At 44.0% G+C, this 17,218-nt stretch carries 9 protein-coding genes; 8 read left to right on the top strand and 1 reads right to left on the bottom strand.

Annotated features, from left to right (window positions below):
* Window positions 1-15: 15 nt before the first annotated feature.
* Window positions 16-1,269, bottom strand: a complete 1,254-nt coding sequence (locus tag BJP37_RS15760; protein ID WP_075900134.1) for an FtsX-like permease family protein — start codon at window positions 1,267-1,269, stop codon at window positions 16-18.
* Window positions 1,270-1,941: 672 nt separating this feature from the next.
* Between BJP37_RS15760 and BJP37_RS15755 the strand changes: the two genes are divergently transcribed.
* From BJP37_RS15755 to BJP37_RS15720, 8 genes are all read left to right on the top strand, one after another.
* Window positions 1,942-3,150: a response regulator gene (locus BJP37_RS15755; protein ID WP_075900132.1), complete on the top strand. Its 1,209-nt coding sequence runs from the start codon at window positions 1,942-1,944 to the stop codon at window positions 3,148-3,150.
* A 101-nt stretch (window positions 3,151-3,251) separates the two neighbouring features.
* Window positions 3,252-3,617, top strand: a complete 366-nt coding sequence (locus BJP37_RS15750; RefSeq protein WP_070393290.1) for a response regulator transcription factor — start codon at window positions 3,252-3,254, stop codon at window positions 3,615-3,617.
* Window positions 3,618-3,646: 29 nt separating this feature from the next.
* Entirely contained in the window at window positions 3,647-4,192 is a 546-nt protein-coding gene (locus BJP37_RS15745; protein ID WP_070393289.1) for a chemotaxis protein CheW, read from the top strand.
* 123 nt (window positions 4,193-4,315) lie between these two features.
* On the top strand, window positions 4,316-7,366 hold the full coding sequence (locus BJP37_RS15740; RefSeq protein ID WP_075900130.1) for a methyl-accepting chemotaxis protein: 3,051 nt from the start codon (window positions 4,316-4,318) through the stop codon (window positions 7,364-7,366).
* A gap of 219 nt (window positions 7,367-7,585) precedes the next feature.
* The gene (locus BJP37_RS15735) at window positions 7,586-10,627 is read left to right on the top strand and encodes a methyl-accepting chemotaxis protein (protein ID WP_081431211.1); all 3,042 of its coding nucleotides are present in this window, start codon (window positions 7,586-7,588) and stop codon (window positions 10,625-10,627) included.
* An 88-nt stretch (window positions 10,628-10,715) separates the two neighbouring features.
* Window positions 10,716-14,480: a hybrid sensor histidine kinase/response regulator gene (locus BJP37_RS15730; protein WP_075900128.1), complete on the top strand. Its 3,765-nt coding sequence runs from the start codon at window positions 10,716-10,718 to the stop codon at window positions 14,478-14,480.
* A gap of 302 nt (window positions 14,481-14,782) precedes the next feature.
* Complete coding sequence (locus BJP37_RS15725; RefSeq protein WP_070393287.1) at window positions 14,783-15,307, top strand: chemotaxis protein CheW; 525 nt, start codon at window positions 14,783-14,785, stop codon at window positions 15,305-15,307.
* A 1,043-nt stretch (window positions 15,308-16,350) separates the two neighbouring features.
* Window positions 16,351-17,100, top strand: a complete 750-nt coding sequence (locus tag BJP37_RS15720; RefSeq protein WP_081431210.1) for an ABC transporter ATP-binding protein — start codon at window positions 16,351-16,353, stop codon at window positions 17,098-17,100.
* Window positions 17,101-17,218: the final 118 nt, after the last annotated feature.

The following is a 17,218-nucleotide window of genomic DNA, read 5'->3' as shown; positions in this document are numbered from 1 at the left end:
GACTCAAAAGGGTTTCTAGGCTTTAAATACAATAGCTGGATCAATACGAGTCACCTTTTGGATAGCGAACAAACCCGAAGTTACACACATTACCACAGTTATACCAAAAACACCTGTTGCAGATATTGGCGTGATCAAAAGGATAATTCCTTTTGATTTAACCCACACACTCAACCCCCAGCAAAGGAGCATACCAGGCACATAACCAAGAACAGCCATCCACAAGGCTTGTTCGACAATAACACTATAAATAAAGCGATCTGGTGCGCCCATTGCTTTTAGGGTACCAAACTCTTTGATATGGTCAGAAACTGAGGCGTAGAGAATCTGAGTGACAACTACCATGCCAACAATCACTCCCACAGCAGCACCTAGACCCAATACAAAACCAAGACCTGTTCGCACCTGCCAGTAATTTCGGGTCCTGCGTGCCATTTCAACCTTTGTATAAGCACGAGTCCCGGGTAAAGCAACTTCTAAATTCTGTTTGAGTTGCTCAAGATCCTGACCTAGTTTAGCCTTTACCATGATATAGGTAATGGGGTCTGTCAGGGTCAAAGGTGTAGGTTCAGGAATCTCCGACTCATCAGACTTATTCAAAGACTTTGACTTTTCGTAAATAGTGGTACACTGCAAATTATCTGAAGATTCTACAGTGCAGTTAAGCTTAGAGGTATAGCTTGTGTTGATATAGGTATTGGCATTTTCTAAGGAAGCAAATACAAATGGGCTAGCTACAAGGGATTGACTCTCTGTGGTTAAGCCGACCAAGCGAGCAGGCAAGAAGTTAACCGTAGCAGTATCACCGATATCTGTCACATTGAGCGTCGGTAATCTGCTTTGATCCACCATAACCGTATAAGGCTCCTTAAGGGTCTTCACTCTACCCCGAGTGATTTTTCCGGGTTGGAACAGTGTGCCCCCTAGGTCAAATCCAATCAACTTAACAGGACTGGTATCTCCCTTAAGAGGACGCCATCGACCTGACCCCATCAGTAGTGCTTCTGCTCGCTCCACACCTTTGACTCGTTGAGCTTGATCCAGCTGATTCTTTAAAAGTGGCTCGGTTAGCTCAAACTGAACCATTCGCTCAGAACTTACCCATATATCTGCCTCCGACCCCTCAATCAGAAGAACTGTAGAGCGAGTGAACCCGTTGAGTAGACCAGTTTGAATGGTGACTAGGCTAACGGCAAACATAATTCCTGCTTGAGCGACCAGAAAGCGAGGGATGTCTGCCCAGAGGTTTTTGCGAGCAATAGAGACCATAGGAGATCATGCCGAGAGAACTGTTAAGTAATATAACCTCCGAGAGGTTATAAATTGTAAGGTGTGGGTTTTTGGTAATTGTTATTTCTCCCAACCTTGGTACGAAGAAGGCCTGATCGCAAGCGTCAGCGACTACAACTAGTCTATGGGCTGACTCTGTTGATTGAAAAAGCTTTTAGAACTTAATAGGGCAAGGGTTTCAGAGCTGTAGCCCGTCCTTGGTGAATGCTTACAGTCAACCTCATAAAGGCAGTGTAGCTCATAGACTTTTAATTAACTAACATTAACGAACCAGTAAATTTTTGTAAATCCCTGCCAAGATGGCAACATGGCTCAGGGGCAAGAGTGATACATTTCAGTAGTTTTATGGCATAGAAGGTCATAAATAATCAAAAACTTCAGTCAATGCGTAAATACCCCATAGTCTCTTTCGTGTAATTTGTGTAAACTCACGGATACGTCAACCTTATAAAATTCTGTAGCATTGAGCTAGCAGTTACCTGATCAATCATATTTTACTTGTGCATCTCGGTGAAAGTCTTTAACTGTTCCCGGTGTTTTTTCTTGCCTATGGTTAAGAAAGTCTCACGCCAATCGGCAAATTATTCCGGTAATGGCAGCACTAGGACTTCGGAGTTTTGCTGACAACGGCAATCAGGTAAACCAAAGGCAATGATGGCGATAGAACAAAATTATCCTCTAATTCCAATCAAAGAGTTTACTTCCGTCAAACAAGCTGGGTTGTTTGAAATTTTGAAGCAGCCTCGGTTTAGCGGTCAACTCATTCTAAGTGATCCTAGTAAACAAGAATGGATATTTCACATTTATATGGGTCGCCTCATGTATGCTACCGGAGGAACTCATCCAGTCAGACGGTGGCGTAGAAACCTACTCATTCACTGTCCTCAGACATCTGCTCAGCTTTCATCACTGCAAGACGATCTAGCTAATACCAATTGGGAAGATGTCAATGTCTGTTGGGACTATCATTTGCTATGCCTATGGGTAGATCTGCATAAAGTTACCCGTGATCAAGCCGTCAAAATGATTCAGTCTGTCATGGTAGAAATACTTTTTGATGTTACCCAAGGCATGCAGATCACCTATAAAATCCAACCAGATTCCTCATCATCATTATCATCATTGTTTAAACCACTGGTCTTGATTGACGCAGAGCAAGTCATCCATGAAGCTGATCAACTTTGGGAAGCTTGGCAAAGTGCTCGTGTAGCAGACCGCTGCCCTAATCGGGCACCAATCATCAGGCAGCCCAAGCAACTGAGAATTAAAACATCCCCTCAGGCTTACCAAACTATGACCAAGCTGTTGAATGGACAATATACCCTACGAGACTTGGCCATACTAATGAAACGGGATACTAGGGCAGTTACCCTCTCGATTCTACCTCACCTGCAATCAGGATTAGTGGAACTGATAGAGATTCCGGATTTACCTGCTCCAGTTTCACTACCTCCGAACGAAACATCGGTAAAAACTGTTCCTGAGCAGAAACCTTTGATTGCCTGCGTGGATGATAGTCCCCTGATCTGCCAAAGCATGGAAAAAATTCTTACCTCAGAAGGCTATCGCTTTGTGGCTATCAATGATGCACTTAGGGCGATCGCTACTTTGTTAGCTACTAAGCCAGAGTTGATATTTTTAGATCTGGTCATGCCAAATGCTAATGGTTATGAAATTTGTGGTCAATTGCGTAGGCTCTCCTTTTTCCGCAATACTCCGATTGTAATTTTGACTGGTAACGACGGCATCATCGACCGTGTGAGAGCTAAGATGGTTGGCTCCTCAGATTTCATGAGTAAACCCATAAATCCTGAAGAAGTATTGAGAGTTATCATTAAACATCTTAAACAAGTTAATTAGAATTGACTAGATAGCCGAAATTTAAGTATTTACAAAAAAATACCTTTAAACACTTGCTTATCTGCTTATAATTTTATAGTTATTTAAAAAATCGGAGAAAAATGGTTACCGCATTAATTGTTGAAGATTCATTAACAGATCTAGAAATCTTCAGAGGTTATCTCAAGCAAAATGGGTTTAATGTATTAACTGCCAATAATGGCTCAGAAGCCCTAGAAAAAATTAGCAGTAATCAGCTTGATTTGATTGTCCTTGATGTTGTCCTTCCAGATCGCAGTGGTTTTGAAATTTGTCGAACCCTTAAAAATGAAGCTAAGACAAGCCAAATACCTGTGATAATCTGCTCCACCAAAGATACTGAAATGGATAAATTTTGGGCTTTGAAGCAGGGAGCAGATGCTTACCTGTATAAGCCTGTTGATCACGCAGAACTCCTAAAAATCATTAAACAACTGGTCAAGGGCTAAATCTCAGATATAAAAAAACAGAGATCATCATGGTGTCCAAGTTTGTCCCAGCTTCAGCTTCCCCATCATCAGCGACTGAAACGGCTGCGAATGAAATTAGACAGCAGTTTCTCCGGTTTCATCTAGTACCTGATACTACTGCTTTAATGCCAATTAATCAGCTGACTGAAGTGCTGACTATTGGTGTTGGTCAAATTATTCCAATTGCCCATATGCCACCTTGGGTCATGGGTGTTTACAACTGGCGGGGTGAAGTTCTTTGGATGGTGGATCTCGGACACATTGTGGGATTAACTCCTTGGCATCAGCAACCGGTAAACACATCACACTACACCTCCTTAGTGTTGCATATCCAGTCTCATGATCCTAAGTCCATTAAATATAACCAAATGCTAGGGTTGGTCGTCAACCGGGTAGAGGACATTGAATGGTGCAATCCCGATTTGATTCAACCTCTGCCATCATCAAGCATGAATCCAGAATTGGCAAAGTTTTTACAGGGATATTGGCTAAAACATGGTGGGGAAATGCTAGTAGTTTTTGATGGCCAACTAATTTTTGATACCAAGTTTTAATTATACTATTCAGGGACGGTAACCTGAACCTATTATTTCATAATAAATTATCAAAAATAATTATCGATAATTATTAGTTAATTAATTATAAGATTAATTTCAAAAAACGGAGATAAAAACTAAGTGTTGCATAAAAAAGAAACGAATAATTTTAATTTAAATGGCAATAATAGTGAGATTGTAAAAACAAAAAATGCGCTGGTTAAAACACTCTTGCCTGATTCAACTATTTCTAACGTTAACTTGCGGGTTGTTCAAGAGTTAACAGAAGCTGAGACCGAAGTCACTCATTGGGCAGACCAAGATATCAATGCAGGAGATCAGCTCCTGGAAGTGCTCAAAACTCAAAAAAAAAATCAGAGGAATAAAAATACTCTCAGCCGCCAGTTGTTGACAACGATTATGCCAACGGTATTGATTCCTCTGACTCTGGCTAGCCTAGTAAGTTACAGAATTATTCACGACCATGACAAAGAGCGAAATAAATTACAGCAGCAGGAGCAAGCTCTAATTGCTGGTGAAGCAGCTAGCCAACTGATTAAGGATACCTTTACCGTACCCACCTTATTAGCTAGTAATCCTTTAGTCATCAATGCAGCTCATGCTGGTAGCAAAACCGCAGAACAGCAAGAACTTCAGAAACTGGCTATTCACGAGGTTGAATTACGTTTTCAAAACACAAAGCTCCTCAAACCCAATCCACAACTCAATCGTTACTTAAAGAGAATCGTCAAGGATGTAGGTCTAGGGGAATTATTTGTCACTGACCGCTATGGGTACAACGTTGCTTATAGTAATCTCACCTCTGACTTTGTGCAAAGTGATGAAAACTGGTGGCAACAAGCCAAGCGTCAAGGGCGTTGGGTCAGTGAACTGGACTTTGATGATTCAGCTAATATCTTTGGTTTTGATCTAGCTCAGGCCATCAAGGATCCTCAATCAGGAGAATTTCTTGGGGTAATTAAAGCTGTGCTACCGATGAATCAATTAGAGCAACTGTTCCCTTATCTAGAACATATCGGATTGATGGGTTCCCAACAAGTGCAGCTGATAGACACTAGCCAAGGCATGGTAATTAGTACCCTCACCGCTGAAGGTAGTCTGGATGAGGAGGAGATCATTGGGGGTGAAGCGATTTGGGAAATTGCTAAGTTTTTAGTCAAGGCACCAAGCCAGCTAACTATTAATACTAAGCAAGACTTCAATGGTTTCAAAGCTAAGTATTCATTAAAGGAAGCAAGACTTTCGACCTATACGAATAAAACGGGGAAGCAGGTAAAAATTGTTTACTTGCTCTATAAAAATAAGTTCTATACCATTGTCACTAATCCACACACGGATTGGGTATCCGTTGCTTCCGTGGACAAATCAGAACAGCAAAGCGCTGGTAATGAGTTAATTGTAGCGTTTCTCTTCATAGCCCTAGGCTTGGGAGCAGTGACTCTGATCGTTGTTCTGCTTTTATCCCGCCGCCTATCTGCTCCTCTAAGTCAATTGTCTGATACAGCCAAGGAAGTGGCTGCGGGTAATTTAGATGCGATTGCTCAACCAAGTGGTACCGCAGAAACCCAAACCCTAGCTCATACCTTTAATAACCTAGTAGCCAGGATTAAAGTTCTGCTACAAGACCAAAGCCTTGAGGCTAAGCGTGCTAAGCAACTGAAAGATATTACGATTCAGCTAACTCAAGCCCTTAGTCTCCAAGAGATCCTGGATATGGTAGTCCAAGGGAGCCGACAAGGGCTGGATGCGGATCGAGTGGTTGTCTATCGCTTTGACCCCAATTGGAAAGGTACTGTCATTGCTGAATCGGTGGCTGCGGGTTGGCCCCAGGCTCTCGGTGCGGAAATTGCTGACCCTTGCTTTGCAAAAAATTATGTGGATAAGTACATCCAAGGTCGAGTTAAGGCAATACCCAATATTTATGAAGCTGGTCTGACCCAGTGTTACCTGAAGCAGTTAGAACCCTTTGCGGTCAAAGCCAATTTAGTTACCCCGATTCTGGTTGAAGGGGAACTCTTGGGCTTATTAATTGCTCACCAATGCAGTGAACCTCGAACCTGGCAAGCTTCAGAAATCGATTTCTTAACCCAAGTAGCTAACCAAGTAGGAATAACCCTTGAGCGCATCAACCTCTTGGAACGGCAAAGAATTGCTGAAGCCGAGCAACGGACTGCTAAAGAGCAGCTTCAAAAACGAGCACTGGAATTGCTGATGGAAGTAGACCCAGTTAGTAAAGGAGACCTCTCGATCCGTGCCCGTGTGACCGCCGATGAATTGGGAACTGTTGCGGATTCCTACAACGCTACCATTGAAAGCTTGCGCAAACTTGTGGTGCAAGTGCAACAGGCAACCAAGCAAGTTACCACCACCACTACTCAAGATGAAGCAGCGATTCGAGAACTATCCACGGAAGCCTTACGACAGTCGGAGGAAATTACTGCAGCCTTACAACGAATTCAAGATATGACCAGTTCAACTCAAGCTGTGGCTGCTAGAGCCTCTGAAGCTGAAGCTGCAGTTAAACAAGCGGCTCAGACAGTCGAAGCTGGGGATACTGCTATGAACCGCACTGTGGAAGGCTTTATGGCGATTCGGGAAACTGTAGGCAGCACTGCCAAGAAGGTCAAACGCCTTGGGGAATCCTCCCAAAAGATTTCTAAAGTAGTTAACCTGATTAGTAACTTTGCAGCTCAAACCAACTTGCTAGCGTTAAATGCTTCTATTGAGGCAGCTCGTGCTGGGGAAGAAGGTCGAGGCTTTGCGGTGGTTGCTGATGAAGTGCGAGCCTTAGCCCATCAATCAGCAGAAGCAACCGCAGAAATTGAAAAAATTGTGGCACAAATCCAGATGGAAACTAATGAGGTGGTAGCTGCCATGGAAGCTGGTACTGAACAAGTGGTAGGAGGAACAAAACTGGTGGATGACACCAGGCAGAGTTTGAATCAAATCACTACAGTAATGGTCAAGATTAATGAGTTGGTCGAAGCGATCGCTAGCGTAACTGTTGAGCAAACTCAAACAAGCGTTTCAGTGACTCAGACGATGACTAATGTGGCAGCGATCGCTAATCATACTTCCATAGAAGCGTTGCAGGTATCCCACTCGTTTAAACAACTGCTTACAGTTGCCGAGCAACTGCAAGATAGTGTAGGCAAGTTCAAGGTGAGTTAGTGTTGTTAGTTAATTGTTAATGTTTAATTGTTAATTGTTAATTGTTAATTGCGATTTTAAAAGTAACTGTGTTCTCAACAAGATTGACGGGGAATTCTGTGATTGTAACTCCTAAAATTTATCAGTCACCCCGAGTTAGGCAATGGTGGCAGCGATGTCCAAACCCTGGGTGTCTTCACAACGATAAACTACCTATTTTTAATTAATTGGGCGTATTCCATGACTCAAATCCCTCCTCAGAATAACTCCCTTAAGGATAACAATGGTCACCAGATTGATACTCATGATATAAAATTATCAGATAAATTGTCTAATAATTTATCTGATAATGGTCATACTGGCACTCACCAAACTTTTAACCTGTCAACATCTACCCTGAAAACCAAACTGGGGAAATCACTGCTACCACTACCTAAGTTAATCCAGTCAAAGCTTGCAGCACCCCAAAGACTTCCATCTTTATTTTTGAAATGGTTTTATAACCTACCCATACAAGGGAAGCAGCTTCTAGCCTTGTTCACGTCAGAAGTGATCTCCGTGGTTGGCTTAGCAGGTGTGGGGGCTTTTTTGATTATTACAGGAGGTCGTGCTCAGTTAATCAACCAAGCCAAATCAGAATTGGCGGTTATGGATATTATCTATAATATCAAAATTAATCAGATGGGGTTTGGCTTTCGGGGACAATCTGACAATAGCGCAATTATTAAAGCGGTTCAAACCCATGCTCAAGGCAAACCCTTAACCCCTGGTTTGTTCAAAGAAGTGAAAGATATTCTCCAGCAAGAAATCCAGACTCGTCGGATTGAATATGCCACGTTGGTGGGAAAGGATCGACGAATTATTGTCAATGCTAATTCTGATCGAACTGCGGAGTTTTTCGATCCCAATGACTTAGTCAGTCAGGTTCTGGAAAATCCTCAGCAAATTAAAACCAGTGAACTGGTCAGCTGGTCTGAGGTTGCTCAAGAGTCTCCCTTCCTACCTGCTGGGATTGTCCAGCAAAACAATCTGTTGATTCGCTACACCGTCACACCGGTTAGAACCACCGACACAGGGGCAGTTTTGGGAGTACTGGTTTCTGGGGATATTGTCAATGGCAAGCTGCCTATCGTCGAGGATACCCTAAAGTCTTTTGGGGGAGGTTATAGTGCGGTATATCTACGTCAACCCGATGGTCAATTCCTCTTGGCAACTGCCTTAGACCAGGGTAAAAGTACCAATTTAGCAGAAGCTCAACCGAACGTCTTCTTGCCCGATACCCCTTTCCTGAATCAAGCGGTAACAGCTCAGGGTAATCCAATTACCAAACGCATCAAGATAGGGAGGCAAACCTATACAGTGGCTGCCAAGACGCTAAATAATTTTAATGGTAAGCCAGTTGCCCTTTTGGTAAGGGGAACCTCAGAAGCTCAACTAAACTTCCTGCTCACCGACAACCTACTGTTACAGTTGTTAGTAGTGATCTTGGCTTTGACTGCTGATATATTACTAGCTATTCTGCTAGGACGAGCCATTGCTAAACCGATCCAACAGCTACAAAACTTAGCCGAGCAATTTGCTCAAGGGTCACGTCACCTCCGAAGCAATCTGATCACTAACGATGAGATTGGTAAACTAGCCAGGACGTTTAATGAAATGGCTGAGAGTGTTACCAGTCACGAAAAGGTGATACGTCAAGAGGCAGATCGGACACAGGTCATTATTAACTTTGCTGCTACCAGCATCGACAAATCTCTCGACCTCAAAGCTTTCTTCCAAGAAGCGGTCGAAAAAGCCCTCAATCAGTTAAATGCTGACCGGGTAGTTATCTACCGCCTGAATCCTGATGGTAGTGGCTACATTGGATTCGAGGCAGTTCAACCGGGTTGGCCCAAAGCAGTTGAAAATATGGTTGAGGATAGGATTGACAATAAAATTGAAGATGCTTGTATTCCACAGCAACTGCTTGATGGCTACAAACATGGGCGTGTCGTTGCCAGCAATAATGTCTTTGAAGCAGGTTTCCATCGTGACCACGAGAAGTTGATGGAACGATTGCAAATCAAAGCAAATTTAGTGACACCAATTGTCCACGGAGAGAAACTCTACGGTTTACTTATTGCTCATCATTGTACGGCTCCACACCAGTGGCAAGAGTCTGAAATCATTTTTCTGACGCAGTTATCTGTTCAGCTGGGCAATGTTATGGAGCGAGCCACATCCTTAGAACAAATGGAGGCAGCCCGCCAAGAAGCCGAAAATCTTGCTCAGGAACAGCGCCAGCTCAAAGAGGATCTGCAAAAGCGTGCTCTAGAACTGTTGATGGAAGTAGAGCCAGTTAGTAAAGGAGACCTCACAATTCGAGCCCACGTGACTGCCGATGAATTGGGAACTATTGCCGATTCCTACAATGCTACCATCGAAAGCTTGCGAAAACTTGTACTGCAAGTCCAACAGGCAACCAAGCAAGTCACTACCACCACTACTCAAGATGAAGCAGCGATCCGAGAGCTATCCACAGAAGCTTTACGACAGGCGGAGGAAATTGCTAATGCTTTACAAAAAATTCATGACATGACAGTCTCAACTCGCTCTGTAGCTGTCAGTGCCTCTGAAGCCGAAGCCGCAGTCAAACAAGCAGCTCAAACGGTAGAAGCCGGAGATGCTGCTATGAACCTTACTGTAGAAGGTTTTATGGCGATTCGGGAAACTGTAGGTAGTACGGCTAAGAAGGTCAAACGTCTTGGGGAATCGTCCCAAAAGATTTCTAAGGTAGTCAACCTGATTAGTGGCTTTGCTGAGCAAACCAATATGTTAGCCCTCAATGCCGCTATTGAGGCGGCTCGTGCTGGAGAAGCCGGTCGAGGCTTTGCGGTAGTTGCTGATGAAGTACGAGCCTTGGCCCATCAATCGGCGGAGGCAACTGCGGAAATTGAAAAGCTGGTAGCGGACATTCAGGCGGAAACCAATGAGGTGGCAGCCGCTATGGAAGAGGGAACTGAGCAAGTGGTAGTTGGAACTAAACTGGTGGATGATACCAGGCAGAGTTTGAATCAAATTACTGCCGTAACGGTCAAGATCAATGAGTTGGTCAAAGCAATTGCCATCACAGCTGTTGATCAAACCCAAGCCAGCGAATCAGTGACTGAAACTATGGCTGACGTAGCAGCGATCGCGAATAGAACCTCCACAGAAGTCACCCAAGTATCTAACTCGTTCAAACAACTGCTCAAAGTGGCTGAGCAACTGCAAGATAGTGTGGGCAAGTTCAAGGTGAGTTAGTGTCATTTTAGTTATTAGTATTTTTTTAATGACCAATGACCAATGACCAATTTCCAATTTTCTCTTGACCAATGACCAATTAATAACCATGGCAACTCACTCTGAGATCCAAGACCAAGCCTATCAGTTTTTTATCGAAGAGGCACCAGAGCTGTTGCAACTGATCGAGACAGGCTTACTGAATCTGCAGCAAGAACGAACCACGGCTAAGATCCACGATTTAATGCGAGCCGCTCACTCCATCAAGGGAGGTGCTGCCAGTGTTGGGCTAGAGGCAATAAAAACCTTGGCTCATCGTCTCGAAGATATCTTCAAGGCTTTCTACAGCGAAGAGGTACAAATTGATACTGAGCTAGAAAGCTTGCTGCTCAAAGCTTATGACTGCCTCCGGAACCCCCTCATCCAGCAAATTGAGCAAGGCCATTTTGATCCAGAGCAAGCCCTCGCCACGGCTCAATCCACTTATGCCCAGATTGAAGAACGACTCGGTGATGCCCTGACACAGGTTCATAACTACATTCCTAGTTCCGGTGATTTGGGTATTGATATTGTATCCTCTATTTTTGAGGTTGATGTAGCTCAGGGACTAGAACGTCTTGCTGCTGTCTTAGCCAATCCCCAAAATTATGAGGTCGTAGGGGAATTAAAGGCACAAGCAGACGTATTTGCTGGCTTTGCTGAGTTACTGAACTTGTCTGGATTTGGAGCGATTGCCCAAACGGCTGTAGCGGCAGTAGAGCAAAATCCCCACCAAGTCTTGAAAATTATTGAACTGGCCCTAGCTGACTTTACAACAGGACGAGCTGCTGTACTAGAAGGCGATCGCACTCAAGGGGGAAATCCCTCGACTGCTCTAGTTGCTTTAACACAAGCTCCTGCCGCTCCGGCTAATGACATCACAAATAGTCTAAATACCACCTCTGAATTTGAAGATATCTTTAGTGACTTTAACCTAGGGGAAGCAACCAATGCCTTTGATGACTTTACCTTATCCGAGCAAACCGCTACCGAACCATCCCAACTCAATCCACTAGGTAAAGAGACTTTCGAGACCTCACCCACCCTTGCCGATCAGGAAACTGAGCTAGATCAAGCCACTGAAGACTCACCATCTTGGAAGGTTACCGACTCAGCTGATTTTACTGATATTTTTAGTAACTTTAACCAAGAAGACGTTGCTCTAGCCGAGGAAACCACTGGCCAGCAGCCCCAAGTGAACCTGCCAGCTCAGGAAGTTCCTCTGAGCGCACCGATTGTTGCTGATCTCAGAACTAGTGACTTGGGGCAAGTCAATCAAGACCTAACATCTGATCAATCTACGCCTTCAGAGGATCAAGTTAACCCAGTCCAAGAGGCAGAAGCATATTTCCGAGAGGAAACCGTTTCCCCCACTGCAGAAACTGTTCCACACTCGGAGCAAGACCAGCAAGACCTGAGTAACTCTAAGGCTGACCCTACCCCAGGATCTAAACCAGTAGCGAACTCGCCTAATCCATCAAGCACTGCTTCTGCTCCCCGGAAGAACTCATCCTTAGAGGTACCAAAAACCCTGGAAGCCGCAGTAGAAAAGATTGAACAAATCTTTGAAAGCCTGCCACCGCTCCAGGATATGCCTAAAGCAGATGTTCCATCATCACCAACCCTACCAGCAGCCGCATTCCTAGCCAATGAATTAGCTATCAACCAAACCACTCAATGGGCTAAATCCCAGCAGCATCAACCTATTCAACCTAATCAATCTACTCCTAAGCCGTCAGAGCATCCCAGCCAAAGTCCAACCTCTATCTCCCCCGAGAGTTCAGTCCGAGTTAACTTAAAGCGACTAGAACGGATGAACAATCAGGTCGGGGAACTGGTGATCAACCGCAATAGTATTGGTCTGCAAAATGAACAATTACAAGCAGCAGTGCGGGAGCTTACCCAAAGATTTGACCTTTGTCAAACCATTGTTAGTCAATTACAAGAGTTATCTGATCAGAGTCTAGCGAGTGCCTCAAGTGCTGGATCAATGGTCTCACATCCTAGCTTTGCCTCCCTTAGTCAGAATGAGTGGAATCAGCAAGGGACGAATTCTTTTGGTGAGCAAAACTCACCCCAGCAATCGGTAACGTGGTCAGGCCAAAAGAGCCTAGAGAGTGAGTCAGACCCATTGAACAAACCCCTGTTTGATTCCTTGGAAATGGATAGCTATAGCAACGTCCATTCTTTGATCCAAGGACTACAAGAAGAAATGATGCTGCTTAAAGAAGCCGTGGGGGATATAACCCTATTTGCTCAGCAGTCTGATCAGACCTTGGAACAACAGCGGCAAATGCTTTCTCAACTACGAGACGAGCTGATGTGGGCGCGGATGTTGCCTCTGGGTCAAGTACTCAACCGCTTTCCCCGGGCTTTACGGGATCTTTCTACCCAACACCACAAGCCAGCCAAACTCAAGCTTAGTGGTACAGGGGTTTTGGTGGATAGAGCAGTCTTGGAAAAACTTTATGACCCCTTACTACACTTACTCCGTAATGCTTTTGATCATGGCATTGAATCCCCTCAAATTCGGCGGAAACGAGGTAAATCAGAGCAAGGACAAATTGAAATTCGGGCTTGCCATAAAGGCAATCAAACCATCATTCAAGTCAAGGATGACGGTGAAGGTCTCAATATTGAACGCATTCGTAACCAAGTATTGCTCAAGGGATTGTTGTCAGCCAAACAAATTGCTAAAGCTCCCCCATCCCGCCTGTTAAAGATGATTTTTGAACCAGGATTTTCCACCGCAGCTAAAGTCAGTGAACTGTCTGGTAGGGGAGTAGGTTTAGATGTAGTACGCTCTCAAATTCGAGCTCTCAAAGGTAAAATCTCTGTCACCTCATCCCCAGGTAAGGGTACAACCTTTACCCTACGCCTGCCGTTAACTCTAACCATTGCTAAATTACTAATTGCTACAGTCGGTCCAATTGTTATCGCTTTACCGTCAGACAGTATTGAAGAAATTGTGGTTCCCAAGGGGGATCAGATGCAAAAATCTGGGACAAAACGGTTTTTGCTCTGGCGCGGACAAATGGTTCCCACTTATACCATGTCTGATCTTTTGGAATATAACTGTCCAGTCAGAGAAAGTACTCCTAGCAAAGCTTTAGTTTATGTTCCGACCCCTGAAGATTGGGCGTTACCTATGGTAGTAATGCGTCGAGACCAGCAAGCTTTTGCGTTAGAAATCGATCGCGTGATCACAGAGCAAGAGCTAGTGATTAAATCCTTTGGCAAAGCCCTTGCGGCTCCGAGTTATACCTATGGTTGTACCATCCTGGGGGATGGTAGTTTAATTCCGGTGATAGATGGTAACGCCCTGCTAGAGCAATTTTTAGCTCAAAGCCATGAAGAGACTAAACCGAGAAGCTTGTCTGATATACTCAAAGCTACCACTAAGAAAAAGTCATCGGTTAACCGGACTCAAACTCCTGCTCAAACTGCTCCAGTTCCCACAATTTTGATTGTTGATGATTCGACAGGTTTACGACGAACCTTGGCTATGAGCTTGCAAAAAGCAGGTTACCGAGTGTTACAAGCTCGGGATGGACACGAAGCCTTGGAACAATTGCGGCAAAGTTCCAAAGTCCAGATGATAATTTGTGATATTGAAATGCCGAATATGAACGGTTTTGAGTTTCTTGGTCAACGTCGCCAAGACCCTCAGTTATCAAAAATTCCTATAGCAATGCTTACTTCCCGTAGCAGTGAAAAACATCAGCGTTTGGCAATGCATTTGGGGGCTAATGCTTACTTTACTAAACCTTATATTGAACAAGATTTTATTGGAAAAATCAAAAATATTATTAAAGAAAGTAAATCTGAAGTTTAAGTATTAATCTATCAGTTAATGCGCTAATTGAGGCGCTAATTGAGGTGCTAATTGAGGTGCTATCAGCTATTCCTAATCAGCCTTTAGCAATTAGCAATTAGCTTCTTGAGGGGTGTCCACGACTAATCAGTTACTTGCAACCAGATCATTGAATTATCGTGAATCATGATACTTTTCATCCTAAGTATACAAACTTAGTATGGTGAGTTACTCCATTCAATTCCTCTTGCTTCCAAATCCTGATCAGAAGACTTGGAATATTTTATCCTTCATACTTATCCTAACACGATGAATTCGACATCATGAAAAATAACTTAATTTACTCCCAGCTTAATGATACTCATCTATCGCCAAATCATAAGGCTACATCATTCTTGAAATTAGTGGTCTTTAGAATAGACAGCATCAATTTCGCGTTTCCGATTGAGTGTGTCAACAAAGTAATTAATTACACAACTGTTTATAGCAGTGGACTTAATGATATAGGCATTGCCCATATCGATGACCACGAAATTCCTATTATCGACTTGCATCGCCGGTTATTTAAATCTAGCAAAATCAGCACTTCTAACCCAGCACGTTTCCTGCTGATTGCTCAAAATACAATGGGTGAAGGATTTGGTATCCCTGTACTCAAAACACCGAATTTGATCGAGGTTTCCGTGAGTGATATTCGTACCCTACCAGAGTCTTTTCGTCAAGCTGATACCCTAGGAATTGCTAGTCATGTTGCGGTGATTCCCCAAGAAAATTTATCTTTGACAGTCTTTTTGCTAGATGTTAATCAATTGCTGCCTTGGGTTTCTCAAAGCGCGAAAAGGGGTTAAGCATTGAGCAATCAGCAATCAGCTATCTTTTCCCCTAGCTTGATGGGATGGGAATATTCCCAGTGGATGAGATTTATGTTATACTTTAGATTATAAAATAGCTATCTGCCAGAATTAAGCGTTAGGGGGGAAGTCCCGCGCTCTATCCGTGCTTGGTTAGCTTCGTATGGGAAGGCCTTTTTCGGGGAATTGTGCCAAGAAGTTGCTAGCATCAAAAACGCGCTTTGACGATAACCAAGTCAAAAAACTTCGTTGGCAAAAAAACAACCAAGCAGAATCATCGGTCTTAGCGTCATCCGCTCTTATACCCCACATCTCAATGCTACCCCATGAGTGTCGGATGAATGGCGGACATGAATTTTATCGTCTATAATCAAAGTAGTAGGGAAGACAAATTAAGAGCTAACCGCCACCTACTAACTAAAAATCGAACTTTTTTTTTGTATTGTTCCGGTGGGTCGGGGCATCCCGTATGGTAAATAAAGCTTGCCTTTCGCGTAGCGTGGCCTACGGCCTTGTATCCGTTCGCGCAGCGTCGGCGAAAGCCGATACCATTGGGTGGAGTTGGCAAGAAGCCTACACAGAACTCAAAGAGTAAGTGTAGGAGTATGTCACAAACTAGGACTGCTGCTGATGGCAGGAATATAAGACCTGGGTTTGGGCAACTAAATTTAGGCAATTCCTGGTGAAGTCGGAATCCAGTGCTTTAGCGTAAGCTCACGGTCTGGTAGTCACGGCTGTAGCTTTGATATAAGCTCCTAACTACCATAGTTAGCACTATTGCTTAGCACTATAACGAAGCAATCGGAACAAGTATCCGACAAAACGCATCTAGAGATAAGATGTAGCATGGTAAGTCTTATCTCCAGCAGTAGGACTGATGGCGAGTCCCTCTGATGTGAAACAAAACGTTTCTATTCAGTCTAGCTCGCAGCTATATAAATTAATCTGCCAGAATCCCCTAGCTTTAGCGATGGGGAGTCGTCAATTACCAGCAGTACCACTTAGGAGTATAGTCAACGGGTGCTGCTATATTTTAATATATGGTGTTTCCCAAAAAACTGATTAAGGGCGGCTCTAAAGTATCTAAAGTTATAGATTTACCTAAATATGGTTTACGCTCCATTCTTGCTAAAGGGGTGCAGATGGACTTCCAGTCAGGACAAAACCGTGTTCCAGTCCTCAAAGGAATAGACTGGGAAGTCAAACGTGGTGATATCCAACTTTTAATGGGACCGTCTGGCTCTGGCAAGACTACCCTTTTGTCAATCTTGGCGGGATTACTGACCCCGACACTGGGAAAAGTCTATTTACTGGGTCAAGAAATTACTGGTATGTCTAGAACTAACCTGGCAGAGTTTCGACGGGAACACATTGGCTTTATTTTCCAACACTTCAACCTATTTCCGGCACTGACAGCAGCAGAAAATGTGGAAGTTGTGCTAAACATTAAGGGAATTCAGGGGGTCAATGCTCGACAGCAGGCAAAAACGTTATTAGAGCAGGTTGGTTTAGAGGGGAAAGGACATCTTAGACCGAGTGACTTGTCAGGGGGACAGAAGCAACGGGTAGCGATCGCGCGGGCTTTAGCTAAAGAGCCACCCCTAATTATGGCAGATGAGCCAACAGCAGCCTTGGATTCTCATAGTGGTCATACAGTGATTGAGTTGCTGCGTCGTCTGGCTAAGGAAAAAGGTTGCACAGTGCTGATGGTAACTCACGATCCTCGTATTATCGATGTAGCTGACCAAGTGTCTTATATGGAAGATGGAATGTTGAAGGTTGATGGTTGATGGTTGAACGCCCACCCGTGGCCGTTCGCGCAGCGTGGCCTACGGCCTTAAGGCCAGGGTTGAACGCGCACGCGTGGCCAAAGGCCAGGGTTTATAGGTGACAGTTGATAGGTGAAAG

This window comes from Moorena bouillonii PNG (assembly GCF_001942495.1).
GTDB lineage: Bacteria > Cyanobacteriota > Cyanobacteriia > Cyanobacteriales > Coleofasciculaceae > Moorena > Moorena bouillonii.
The sequence above is the reverse complement of the archived record's forward strand: the minus strand, read 5'-3'. Positions and strand labels throughout refer to the sequence as shown.